This window comes from Butyrivibrio sp. NC3005, assembly GCF_000424545.1.
GTDB lineage: Bacteria > Bacillota > Clostridia > Lachnospirales > Lachnospiraceae > Butyrivibrio.
Genome location: NZ_AUKC01000015.1, coordinates 1 through 13,172, shown reverse-complemented (window position 1 = coordinate 13,172; position 13,172 = coordinate 1). Strand labels below are relative to the sequence as shown.

Sequence of the window (13,172 nt, the reverse complement as noted above, 5' to 3'; positions counted from 1 at the left end):
ATAACTGGAAATGCCTGTTACTAATCATAAAAAAGATTGTAACGTATTTCCAGTTTGTTATGAGAGTATGGAAGGAAAGCATAATGCCTAAGAATAAAGATGTAAAAAAAGTATTGGTGATTGGCTCTGGCCCTATAGTAATAGGTCAGGCAGCAGAGTTTGATTATGCAGGAACACAGGCTTGCCGTTCACTTAAAGAAGAGGGAATCGAAGTTTGCCTTGTTAACTCTAATCCTGCAACTATCATGACAGATAAAGATATAGCAGATGAGGTTTATATTGAGCCTCTTACTGTTAAAGTGTTAGAGCAGATAATAGAGAAAGAAAAACCAGACAGTATTCTTCCTACACTTGGAGGTCAGGCAGGACTCAATCTTGGTATGGAGCTTGCTGAGTCAGGTTTCCTTGCAAAGCATGGAGTTAAGCTTCTTGGTACAACAGCAGAAACAATTAAAAAAGCTGAAGACCGTCAGGAATTCAAGGATACCATGGAAAAAATCGGCGAGCCTTGTGCAGCTTCACTCGTAGTGCATGATGTTGAAGCTGGTGTTGAGTTTGCAAGAAAAATTGGATATCCGGTTGTACTTAGACCAGCATTTACACTTGGAGGATCTGGTGGTGGTATCGCTCACAATCAGATGGAACTTGAAGATATCCTTGCAAACGGTTTAAGACTTTCCAGAGTGCATGAAGTACTTGTAGAGCGTTGTATTTCCGGTTGGAAGGAAATCGAGTATGAAGTAATAAGAGATAGCGTTGGAAACTGCATCACAGTATGTAATATGGAGAATATCGATCCTGTAGGTGTTCATACAGGCGATTCAATAGTAGTTGCTCCTTCTCAGACTCTTACTGATAAAGAGTATCAGATGCTTAGAACTGCAGCTCTTAATATTATTAACGAACTTCAGATAACAGGTGGATGTAATGTTCAGTTTGCGCTTCATCCAACCTCTTTTGAATATTGCGTAATCGAGGTTAACCCTAGAGTTAGCCGCTCTTCTGCGCTTGCGTCTAAGGCTACAGGATATCCTATTGCCAAGGTTGCTGCCAAGATTGCTCTTGGATATACACTTGATGAAATCCCAAACGCAATTACAGGAAAGACATATGCAAGTTTCGAGCCGGCACTTGACTATTGCGTAGTTAAGTTCCCGAGACTTCCATTTGATAAATTCATTACAGCAAAGAGAGCCCTTTCTACACAGATGAAAGCAACTGGTGAGGTAATGAGTATCTGCACCAATTTCGAAGGTGCAATGATGAAGGCAATCCGCTCACTTGAGCAGCATGTAGACTGCCTTACAAGCTACGATTTCTCTGCACTTGATGATGAGGAACTTAGAGAAAAACTCCTTGAAGTTGATGATCAGAGAATATGGGTTATTGCAGAAGCATTAAGAAGAAACTTTTCTTATGATGAAATCTTTGAAATTACAAAGATTGACCGCTGGTTTATTAACAAAATACATCACCTTGTAAAGGTTGAAAAGAAGATAAAGGATGAAGGAAAGAATCTTTCCGTAGATACCCTTCTTGAAGCTAAGAGAGTTGAATATCCTGATACAGTTATTGCAAGATTTACAGGTTTATCAGTTGATGAAGTTAAAAAGCTTAGATATGATAACGATATCGTAGCAACTTACAAGCTTGTTGATACCTGTGCGGCAGAGTTCGAGGCTCAGACACCATACTACTATTCGGTATATGATGGACCTGACTCTGAGAACGAGGCAGCAGAAAAGAGCTCAGGCAAGAAGAAAATACTTGTACTTGGTTCTGGTCCTATCAGAATCGGACAGGGTATCGAGTTTGATTATTGTTCAGTACATGCAACATGGGCATTTGAAAAAGCTGGATTTGAGACAATTATTATTAATAATAACCCTGAAACTGTATCAACTGACTTTGATATTGCAGATAAGCTTTACTTCGAGCCTCTCACAGCAGAAGATGTTGAAAATATCGTAAGATTAGAGAAACCAGACGGAGCAGTTGTTCAGTTTGGTGGACAGACAGCTATTAAGCTTACTCAGGATCTCATGAAGATGGGAGTAAAGATTTATGGTACAGATGCAAAAGATGTAGATGCAGCTGAAGATAGAGAAATCTTTGACCAAATTCTGGAAGAAACTCAGATTAAGAGAGCTCAGGGTGCAACTGTATATACAGCAGAGGAAGCAAAAGAAGTTGCTAATAGATTAGGATATCCTGTACTTGTAAGACCATCCTACGTACTCGGAGGTCAGGGTATGCAGATTGCTATCTGCGATCAGGAAATCGAAGAGTTCATGAATATCATCAACCGTTATGCGCAGGATCACCCAATTCTTGTTGATAAGTATCTTCAGGGAATTGAGACAGAAGTAGATGCCGTATGTGATGGAGAAGATATTGTAATCCCAGGTATCATGGAGCATATCGAGAGATCAGGTATTCACTCAGGTGACTCTATATCAGTATATCCTGCACAGTCTTTGTCACAAAAGGTTAAAGAGACAATTGCTGAATACACAAAGAGACTTGCTAAGGCGCTTCATGTAGTAGGACTTATCAACGTACAGTTTATAGCAGTAGGTGATGAAGTATATATTATCGAGGCTAACCCAAGGTCATCTAGAACAGTACCATATATCAGCAAGGTTACAGGAATTCCGATTGTAGATCTTGCAGCACAGGTAATGATGGGTAAGAAGTTGAAAGATCTTGGATATACACCTGGACTTCAGAAAGAAGCAGATCATGTGGCTATCAAGATGCCAGTATTCTCTTTTGAGAAGATAAGAGGAGCTGAGATAAGCCTTGGACCTGAGATGAAGTCAACAGGTGAATGTCTTGGAATAAGCACTAAATTCAATGAAGCTTTGTACAAGGCTTTCCTTGGAGCAGGAATCAATCTTCCAAAGCATAAGCAGATGATTATCACTGTTAAAGATAAAGATAAGGGTGAAATCATTGATATTGCAAAACGCTATGAACAGCTTGGATATGTTATCTATTCAACACTTGGAACATATCAGGTTCTTGTAGAGAATGGAATAAAGGCTAGAAAAGTTAACAATATTCATCAGGAATCACCAACAATCATGGATCTTATCTTAGGACACAAGATTGACCTTGTAATTGATACTCCTACACAGGGACGCGACAAGAGTAGAGACGGATTCCTTATTCGTAGAACAGCAATTGAGACAGGTGTAAATGTTATCACAGCACTTGATACTGCAAGAGCACTCGTAACATCACTTGAGAATGCATATAATGAAGAAGGACTTGAACTCGTAGACGTAGCAAAACTGTAATAAAAAAACAGAAAAGTATTACTTAACAGGCCTCCAAAAGTTAGAACTAGAAATCTAACTTTTGGAGGCTTATTTTATATGATATTGATTCTTGCATAGTATGTAAGAATTGACATAACAATTGACAAGACTGTGAAAAAATAGAATTACATATAGCTTTGCAAAATTAAATTATGCAAAAAAAGAAAATGGGTGGAGCTTATAATAGAACCCCAGTATAATAGTTCTGTTGAATCAAAAATATGGATTTATCCAAAAAAGTCCATTATAATATTGAATTTGCTTTTATATAATAAGAACATCAGTTAAAAACGTATTAATAAGCAAGAAATGAGGAAAGCTTTGAATAAAGAAAACTATGCAAAAAAATTAGAAGAGTATATAAATAAGTACCAGAAAGATGGCATTTACCCAAAACTTCTTTTGCATGCCTGTTGTGCACCGTGTTCATCGTATTGTCTTGAATACTTAAGACAATATTTTGATATTACTTTGTTTTACTATAATCCTAATATTACTTCTAAAACAGAGTATGATCACAGGGTTGAAGAAGAAAAAAGGCTGATTGCAGAATATAACAGACAGGTTAGAGAAAAGAATTTTGAAGGTATGAACTCAGATGAGAATGCAAGAGAAATTCATTTTCTGGAAGGAAAATATGAGCCTGAAAAGTATTTGGAAAAAGTAAAAGGGATGGAAGATATTCCTGAAGGCGGTGAAAGGTGCATGGTATGTTTCAAAATGCGTCTTGAGGAAAGTGCAAGGGTAACGAAAGAAATGGGATTTGATGCTTTTACGACTACTCTTACAATAAGCCCAATGAAAAGTGCTGATGCATTAAATGAAATCGGAAACAAGGCAGCAGAAGAGTATAGTACATTTTTTCTTCCATCTGATTTTAAAAAGAAAAATGGTTATAAGAGATCAATAGAACTATCGCATAAATTTGATTTGTATAGACAGGATTTCTGCGGATGTGCATTTTCAAAAGCACAAAGGCAAAGAGAAAAGGCATTGAAGGAAAGGGATAATCTATGACTTTTTGCTGAGATTTAGGATAATCATCAGCAAGAAGCCTGTTTTGCAGGACAAAATTTGTCTTAACGACAAATTTTGGTCTGGTACGGTTCTTGATTTTCCTGATGAAAACAATAACCTATAGATTTTTGTCACTGCGTTCCAAAAACTACGCAAACTGGCCATTTGAAAAGGCTTCGCCTTGGACCAGTTTGCCACTTGACTTTTGTTCTCACGAAACTCGCAGTAAATGCGAGTTTCTGAATGAAGTTGACAAGGAGTCATATTTTATTGTTTTTTAATCTATATTAGTTGAGTTTTGATGGCTTGTAATATTTCATGAGCAGAACTGTTTATAAACGTTGGTTCTTAGATGCTGTATTTTAGCATCTTATGAACCATTACGTTTATAATCAAGCGAAAGCGTGTCTGCGACGAAATATACAAACATCAAAACGGACTATATTAAACAAAAAACTATAGATTTTTGTTTTCACCTTAGAACTTGAAGGATGAAAGTGACAACTGCTGATCCTGAGCAAGTGAAGCAAGTGATTCGCTTGCTGCTGCAAGTTCCTGTGCGGAAGCTGACTGCTGCTGAGTAGCTGCAGAAACTTCGTTCATGTCATTAGAAACATTAACTCCGTAGTTCTCGATAGAGTCAACATCTGCACTGATTCGGCTCATGCCTTCTGACATTCCGCTAATAGATTCAGATACTTCTGAAATCTGATTAGATACGTTATCAACAAGGTCATTAATGTTGCTAAATACGCCAGTTAGATTTTGAACACCTGCAGAACCTTTTATAACTGCTTCTTTTCCAGCGTTCATAGATTCTACTACTGATCTTGTATCATCCTGAATTGCTTTTATAAGAGACTCAATCTGTGCAGCGGATTTAGCTGATTCATTTGCAAGGTCACGAACTTCTGAAGCAACAACGTTGAATCCTTTTCCGTAATTTCCTGCATGAGAAGCTTCAATAGCAGCGTTAAGTGCAAGAAGGTTTGTCTCTTTAGAAATGCTGGAAATAGTATCAACAATTTTTCCGATTTCTTCTGAACGTTTTCCGAGCTTATCAACAAGAAGTGCTGTTTCTTCAACGATTTCTTCAACTTGCTTAATCTGCTGAACAGATTTTGCAATTTCTTCATTGCCCTTAGCAGCTTCTAAAGAAGCTTCCTGGGAATTCTTGGCTACTCTTTCTGACTGTAGCTTAATCTGCTCAACAGAAGCTAAGACATTTTTTACTGTTTCTGAACTACTATTCACTGCATTGTGCTGTTTTTCAACAGATGTAACAACGTTTTCTGTAGAAGCTGCAACCTGAGTTGAAGCCTGAGCGGACTGTTCGGAACTTGCAGAAAGCTCTTCGGAAGAAGCAGCAAGCTGTGTTGCAGAAGCGTGAACATCACTCATTAGTGTATTCAAAGATGCACGCATATCATAAATTGAGTTTGCAACCTGTCCAAATTCATCCAGTCTATCAACTTTTTCGCCTTTAATACGGAAATCTCCGTTCTTCATATCCTCGATATCAGTAATCATATCTTTAAGAGATTTGTTGATTGCACGAATGATAAGGTATGAAAGAATTGAAAGTGCTGCAAGGCATGTAACAATGCAAACAAGAATGAAAATGCTTTCATTTTTATTATTTTTCTGAATATCAGCGTTAAGAACAGAAGCACTATCCTGGGCTGCTGCCTGAAGTTCTTCTAAGTCAACAATAAGGTCATGGATAAGAGTAGCTTTAGAATTTTGATATAACTCTAACGCTGTATATTTCTTTCCTTTAGCAACAAGTGTATCTATTTCATTAACGAATTTTGTGAAAGTTTCCCAGTCTTTCTCTGTTTTGGTAAGCTTTCCATTCAAGTCAGGAACAGAGCTTACAAGTTCAGTATATTGTGGCCATGTTTCATTGTATTTAGCTGTAAGAGAATCAATATCTTTTACAATCTGTTCATCTTCAGGACTTGCGATTCTTTCAAGAGAACGAGATTGAAGCTTTCTCATTGTGTTTAATTCATCACTTAATAGAAGAATGGCTTGAAGTCTTGTATTGTACATCTGGTCGATATCATTGCTTGCTTTTCTCATTGCACGATAACCAGCTCCACCGATTAATGACATTCCCAAAATTCCAAGTGCGACGAGGAGTGTGATTTTAACTCCGATTTTAACGTTTTTGATACTGAATTTTTTGATTGTTCCTTTCATTTAAAAAACTAACCTCCATGAAAATGATAATAATTAAAAACAACAGCAATACTCTCTGTTTCAAAGTTCAAGTTAAATATAGTCGAAAATTTACTTTGAAAGTATGTTACTCATTGACGAAAAATAGTCTTTTTCGCGAACGACAAATAAAATAGCATATTCGATGTTTTTTTGGCAATCGCAACGTAATGCACAACGTGCTTGAGATAATGGTAACTAAAATTGTGCAATAATTCCTCGAATTCACTTTCGCATAGTAGAGTGACATATATATTTTTTTGTGCATAATAAACAAGAATACGTTAAATGTAAAAGAATTGTGCAATTAGACTATAAAATAAACAAAAAATGCAAATATAAAGTGTATATAAAGAATGCATAAAGAATGATGCTAAGACTTCTTGCTGAGATTTAATATAATAATCAAAGATTAGAAAGAACTTATAATTTATCAGAACATAGCTATAAACTGGCAAACAGAGATTATAAATACGTAGAATTGGCAAAGATTGCTTGATTTGCTGGTAGTAGTGATATATTCTAGAAAAGTGGTTTTTACTATTATTTTTGTATATAGTAAGTAATCTTGGATTAAATGTACGAAATCGTTACAAAAGCTAGTGACAGTTAATGTTATTATTTTCATGTCAAGGGAGGGAATATGCCGGCAAGTGGTCAAACAAAAGAAAAGACTAGTAGTAGGATAAAGGAGCCTAAGCAGTATAACGTCATTATGATAAATGATGATTTTACTACCATGGAATTTGTAGTTAGTGTATTAGTGGATATTTTCCATAAAGATCAGATTAGTGCAGAGGCTATAATGCTGAATGTTCATAAAAATGGTCAGGCTGTTGTGGGAAAATATCCCTATGATATAGCAGTTACAAGAGTGAATATTGCTCTTTCTAGAGCAAAAGAGGAAGGATTCCCATTCAGGATGACTGTGGAAGAATCTTAATATATAGTTTTAATGATTGGAACTGTTTGTGGAGGGCATGCAGTAACAAAAATAAGCTGTTAAATATATTGTTGCTGCTAAAGAGGTAGCAGGAAGTGTTTTTGACTTCTTACTGCATAAAGATGGATTTTTGAGGAGACGTAATGTTTGAGAAAAGAGAAATTAATCTTGCAGTATTAGTATTTATGGTAACACTTTTAATGTTCGGTGGAATAATGTTTGTTTCGTATGCAACAGATACGTATGCAACTATTGGTAACTTGAATAAAACTGCCTATAGTATGATTACGAGAAATGGCAGACCGGTTATAGCGGCTTTTTTTCTTGTATGCAATATTCTTGGAATAACTGGAAAGAACTTTCTTATTTGTTCTAATATAGTAGCATTGATTATGGTAGGTGCTTCTATCTATGTTTTTTCACTCATCTTAAAAGAATACATTGCAGAAGATTTTATTGTAATGATATTGTCTGTAGTTACAATAGCCAATCTATACATTATTGAGTATTTCATGTTCATGGAAAAAGGTGCCATGATGCTTGGAATCTTTTTGGCTGTTCTGGGGACATATTTTGAACATGAGCATTTAAAGAAAAAAAGTTCAAAAATTGTTGATAAATATACTATTTATATCCTGGGATGTATATTTTTAGCTACGTTTACATATCAGACTGCGTCGACAATGTATATAGTTTTATCTATTCCGTTTATTTACCATTATTCAGCAACGATATCAAAATATATAGAGAAACTTTTCAGGGTTTTTGTAATATTTGGAATCACCTATTTAGCAAATGCGCTGTTTTTGAAATGCACAGTTTCTAGTCGTATGAAAATGGGGCTTAACATAAAGTATCCATTAAAAGGTCTTATTGAAACTACTATTAGAACTTTTAATATTATACCTGCTGGAATTTACGCGGCAGTTTTGGTGATAGCTATAATTCTAAATGTTTTTGATATATTCGGAACTACTAAAGATAAGAAAAAATCTATAGTAGGATTTGTGAGTCTTGTTGCTATTTCAAATTTACTTCCAATTATCAGCATATTTTTAAGCAGTGGATGGTATACCCCAAGAGTTGTGTATCCATTGGGGAGCTTTGCAGGAATTCTTTTTGTCAACTATTTGATAAATGGGGACACAGTTTTTGTCACAATGAAGAGAAAATATATGATAGCTTCTCTAATTGGTATATTTTTGGTGTTCCAATATTTTGGCTTTTCACACATTTATGAAGACAAGTATGTATTGAATAGTCTGGATGAATACAGAATTTACCAGATAGGAGACATTATTAACGAATACGAGAAAAATACAGGCAACAAAGTTACTCAGATAGCTATTTATAGAGATGCTAAGCCTTATAGTCGTCAACAGTACTTTGAAAATTTGTATGATGGAGGAGATCTTATTGTCAGTTCATTTACAGAAAAGTGGAGTGATGTAAATGCTATTAACTATTATCTTGGAAAAAAATATGTGAAAGCAGACATTACAAACAAGATGAAAGATTATTTCCATGCAAAGAATTGGAATCATTTTTCTAAAGAACAGCTATATTTTGACCAAAATGTTCTTCATTTGTGTGTTTATTAAAAGACTAAATAAAGTAGAGGATTAATCTAAAATGATAAAGATTATGAAAAGACAGGAAAGAATTTTAGTGATTTTTGTTTTATTTCTTAGCTTTTGTACAATAGCGATATGTTCGAAATCTTCGTTTTTATATCCTATAAATGATTGGGGAGATGCAAACATTTATTTTATTATGTCTAAGGGACTGTTGCATGGAATGGTTCCATATAGAGATTTGTATGATCAAAAAGGACCATTTATATTTTTTATCTATTTATTGGGAATACTTATAAACGAAAAAAACTTCATTGGTATTTTTGTATTGGAAGTTGTAGCTGCTTTTGCTTTTCTTTTCATTTCTTATAAAATGATTAGAATATATTGCAAGGATTTGGCAGCAGTATTAGTGCTTCCTTTCATAGCTTTTTCTGTGTATTCTTCAAAGGCATTTTGTCATGGAGGAAGCGCAGAAGAATTTATACTTCCTATGTACATGTTTTGCTTTTACAAAGTATTGGTTTTTTTGGAAACAAAACAGATAAAGAAAAAAGATGCTGTACTTATAGGTCTGGTAACAGGAATAATATTCTGGATTAAGTTCCCTCTTGTTGGATTGCCAATATTTCTAGGAATATTCGTACTTGCATATTACGTAAAAGAAAAAAGATTTAAGGAAATATTGAAAATTTTCCAAAAACTTACAGAAGGCTTTAGTATACCTACATGTGTAGTAGTGCTATATTATGGACTAAATAAATCTCTTTCATATTTGTGGGAAGGATATTTTTATAATAATATTTTTTTGTACACAAATATGGGAGATGGAAAATCAGCAATTAATTATTTGTGGTGGTATAAACTGCATATTTTTGATAAAAATGCATATGCTGTGATTCTAATGTGTGTTGGAATTCTTTTTCTTGCATATAAAAGAAAATATGAGCATATTATTCTGAATATTGGAGTCTATCTATCCATTTTTATAGAATTATATGCTGGCGGGAATTGTTATGATTATTATCCATTGGTAGCATCGATATGCGGAGTGTTCGGATATGTAGCTATTGGAAAGATAGCTTCAAGACTAGGAGCGGGGGTTAATCTTTCAAAAGAGGGCGTTTTGATATCATTTGCGGCATTATGCATTTTTTCTTTATTCGCATCATGGCATAATACGACGAACAGGTATCTAATGCTTACAGACAAGTCAGATACACTTCAATATCAGTTTGCAGACAAAATGGAGAAATTTGGAGATAAGGACAAAAGCCTGTTTATAGTAGGATTTATGGATGAAGGGTTTTATCTTGCATCTGGAAATATGCCAGACGAAAGATTCTTTTGTAAGACGAATATAAAATTTGATAAAATGATAAATGGTCAAAACGAGTATATTAAAGAAAAAAAGGCTAAGTTTATTATCACCAAATCTGTTGCAGAACTTGATCATGGCAACGGAGAGAAAAGGCGTGAATATATAAAAAAGTGTGGATATAAGGAAATTGAAGTAAAAGAAGCTTTTTTTGAGAACTTCAATCAGAAATATATCCTATTTGTAAGGAATTAAAAAAATTACTGTTTATTCGCAAATTGGGCGGCAGTAATGTTTTCTTTAGTGGCAAGAAAGGAATGATATGGATTTTTCGAAAGAAGCTTCAATTGTCGTTCAAAAGGCGATTAATATGGCAAGCACTAATAAATATGAATTTGTAACTCCAGAAATGATTCTACTTATGATTGCAGAAGATGATTTATTTTCTAAATCTTTTGAAGAATGTGGCGGAGACTTGAATATACTTAAAAGTGAGTTGACAAAGTATATTCAGACCTATGTAGAAAAGTCAAATGATGGACAGGTGGAATTTTCTATCGGTTCAAATTTTATTATGAGTTTTGCAGGACAGAGTGCATATAGTAGTGGTTGTGACAAGATTCATATAAGACATTTGCTACATGCTATCTGGAATCTTGATGATAGTTATGCAGCATATTACTTGGAACAACAGGATATAACGGAGGTTGATCTATTGCAGCAGATGGCTGTTGTAGAAGAAGATAGTGATATTATCTCGGAAAAGACAGCGAAAGATACAAATGAAAGTAGTAAGGCTTCTAATGAAAAATCTGGAATAAGTGTATATGCACCATGTTTGAATGATACTCTTAAAGATGTTAATCCACTTATTGGCCGAGAAAAAGAGCTTGAAAGAACTATACAGATTCTTTGCAGAAAAGATAAGAATAATCCGCTTCATATAGGTGAGCCTGGAGTTGGCAAAACTGCTATAACCTATGGCCTTGTGAAATTGCTGCAAAAAGGAAAAATACCAGAGGCGCTAAAGGGAGCGAAAGTTTTCCTTTTAGATCTTGGCGGAATGCTGGCTGGAACACAGTATAGAGGCGATTTTGAGAAAAGATTTAAAAAGGTTCTTTCAGAGATTGGCAAAGAAGAAAAACCAATTATATACATTGATGAAATTCATAACCTTTCCGGAGCTGGCGCAGTAGGAGAGGGCTCTTTTGATGCATCGAATATTTTAAAGCCATATCTTACTGATGGTCATATAAGATTCATCGGTGCGACTACATTTGAAGAATACAAAAGGTATTTTGAAAAGAATAAAAGCCTTGTCAGGAGATTTCAGAATATCGAGATAAAAGAACCTTCAGAAGAAGAAACAGTGGAGATATTAAATGGCCTTAAAGCAAAATATGAGAAATTTCATGGAGTAAAGTACTCTAAAAATGTTCTTGAGTATGCTGTCAAAATGAGTGCAAAATACATAAATGAGAGATATCTTCCAGATAAGGCGATAGATTTAATAGACGAAGCTGGTTCATATAGAAAGCTTCACCCAACTGATAAAAAGACTCAGACTGTTGATAAAAAGATAATAAATGAGATTTTAACAAGTGTGTGCAGAGTTCCAATTGAAACTGTAGAAACTGATGATGTAAAGGGACTTGAAAACTTAGAAGATAGAATAAAGAGTAAGATTTTTGGTCAAGATGAAGCAATAACTCAGGTTGTAAATTCTGTTAAGTTTTCTAAAGCTGGACTGTTAGAAGAAGGGAAGCCTCTTGCAAGTCTTCTTTTTGTAGGCCCAACCGGAGTGGGAAAAACAGAGATTGCCAAAACTCTTGCAAGCGAACTTGGAGTTAAACTTGTAAGATTTGATATGAGTGAATATGGAGAAAAACATGCAGTCGCTAAGTTGATTGGTTCTCCAGCTGGTTATGTTGGATATGAAGATGGAGGTATACTTACAGAAGCTGTCAGAAAGAATCCTTCGTGTGTACTGCTTCTTGATGAAATTGAAAAAGCACATGCTGACATTTATAATGTTCTTTTGCAAGTAATGGATTATGCCACTCTTACAGATAATCAGGGAAGGAAAGCTGATTTTAGAAATGTAATAATCATAATGACTTCAAATGCAGGAGCAAACAAGCTTGGCAAGAGCGGAATAGGATTTTATAGTACAAGTCTTGATAATAGCGTTTTGTCAGAAGCTGTTAAGAATACTTTCCAGCCGGAATTTAGAAACAGACTTAATAAGATAGTAGTATTTAACAGCATGAATGATGATATGGCTGTTAAAGTTGTTGACAAAAAGCTTGGTGAACTTTCTAGTCAGCTATCTATTCGTAAGATCACACTTACATATGATGAAAAAGCTAGAGATTTATTAAAAGAAAAGGGTATTAGTGCAGAGTTTGGAGCAAGAGAAGTAGATAGAGTTATCAGAAATGAAATTAAACCTCTCTTTGTAGATGAAATCTTATTTGGAAAATTAAAAAATGGTGGCAAGATAAAACTGTCTGTAAAAGAGAAAAAGTTCGTGACAATGTCTGCAAAAAATAGAAAAATTCGCAAAAATCAGTAAACGATTAAGCGGTATATATTGCTGGTTTTTTATTTTTTTTAGATATATGATAACTTTTTATTATAGATTTTTGTCACTGCGTTCCAAAAACTACGCAAACTGGCCATTTAAAAAGGCTTCGCCTTGGACCAGTTTGCCACTTGACTTTTGTTCTCACGAAACTCGCAGTAAATGCGAGTTTCTGAATGTAAGTGACAAG

Annotated in this window: 7 protein-coding genes; 6 read left to right on the top strand and 1 reads right to left on the bottom strand. The window is 34.8% G+C overall.

Going from position 1 to position 13,172, the window contains the following annotated elements; genetic code table 11:
* The first annotated feature begins 83 nt into the window (after positions 1 to 83).
* On the top strand, positions 84 to 3,302 hold the full coding sequence (gene carB / locus G634_RS0105215) for a carbamoyl-phosphate synthase large subunit (RefSeq protein WP_026504400.1): 3,219 nt from the start codon (positions 84 to 86) through the stop codon (positions 3,300 to 3,302).
* Positions 3,303 to 3,644: 342 nt separating this feature from the next.
* Positions 3,645 to 4,340 carry an epoxyqueuosine reductase QueH gene (locus G634_RS0105210; protein ID WP_026504399.1) on the top strand — a complete coding sequence of 232 codons (696 nt, stop codon included), beginning with the start codon at positions 3,645 to 3,647 and terminating at the stop codon, positions 4,338 to 4,340.
* Between the two features lie 477 nt (positions 4,341 to 4,817).
* Here the strand turns inward: G634_RS0105210 and G634_RS20175 are convergent, their stop codons facing one another.
* A complete protein-coding gene (locus G634_RS20175; protein WP_051233698.1) occupies positions 4,818 to 6,545 on the bottom strand; it encodes a methyl-accepting chemotaxis protein in 1,728 nt (575 codons plus the stop codon).
* Between the two features lie 661 nt (positions 6,546 to 7,206).
* Between G634_RS20175 and G634_RS0105200 the strand changes: the two genes are divergently transcribed.
* From G634_RS0105200 to G634_RS0105185, 4 genes are all read left to right on the top strand, one after another.
* Positions 7,207 to 7,506, top strand: coding sequence for an ATP-dependent Clp protease adaptor ClpS (locus G634_RS0105200; protein WP_026504398.1), 300 nt, complete (start codon positions 7,207 to 7,209; stop codon positions 7,504 to 7,506).
* A 143-nt stretch (positions 7,507 to 7,649) separates the two neighbouring features.
* Entirely contained in the window at positions 7,650 to 9,107 is a 1,458-nt protein-coding gene (locus G634_RS0105195) for a glucosyltransferase domain-containing protein (protein ID WP_026504397.1), read from the top strand.
* Between the two features lie 31 nt (positions 9,108 to 9,138).
* The gene (locus tag G634_RS0105190) at positions 9,139 to 10,653 is read left to right on the top strand and encodes a hypothetical protein (protein ID WP_026504396.1); all 1,515 of its coding nucleotides are present in this window, start codon (positions 9,139 to 9,141) and stop codon (positions 10,651 to 10,653) included.
* Between the two features lie 67 nt (positions 10,654 to 10,720).
* Positions 10,721 to 12,973 carry an AAA family ATPase gene (locus G634_RS0105185; RefSeq protein ID WP_026504395.1) on the top strand — a complete coding sequence of 751 codons (2,253 nt, stop codon included), beginning with the start codon at positions 10,721 to 10,723 and terminating at the stop codon, positions 12,971 to 12,973.
* Positions 12,974 to 13,172: the final 199 nt, after the last annotated feature.

Excerpts from the sequence above, each read along its gene's own strand:
- carB (WP_026504400.1), top strand. The coding sequence starts at position 84 with ATGCCTAAGAATAAAGATGTAAAAAAAGTATTGGTGATTGGCTCTGGC.
- G634_RS0105200 (WP_026504398.1), top strand. The coding sequence starts at position 7,207 with ATGCCGGCAAGTGGTCAAACAAAAGAAAAGACTAGTAGTAGGATAAAG.
- G634_RS0105195 (WP_026504397.1), top strand. The coding sequence starts at position 7,650 with ATGTTTGAGAAAAGAGAAATTAATCTTGCAGTATTAGTATTTATGGTA.
- G634_RS0105185 (WP_026504395.1), top strand. The coding sequence starts at position 10,721 with ATGGATTTTTCGAAAGAAGCTTCAATTGTCGTTCAAAAGGCGATTAAT.
- G634_RS0105190 (WP_026504396.1), top strand. The coding sequence starts at position 9,139 with ATGATAAAGATTATGAAAAGACAGGAAAGAATTTTAGTGATTTTTGTT.
- G634_RS20175 (WP_051233698.1), bottom strand. The coding sequence starts at position 6,545 with ATGAAAGGAACAATCAAAAAATTCAGTATCAAAAACGTTAAAATCGGA.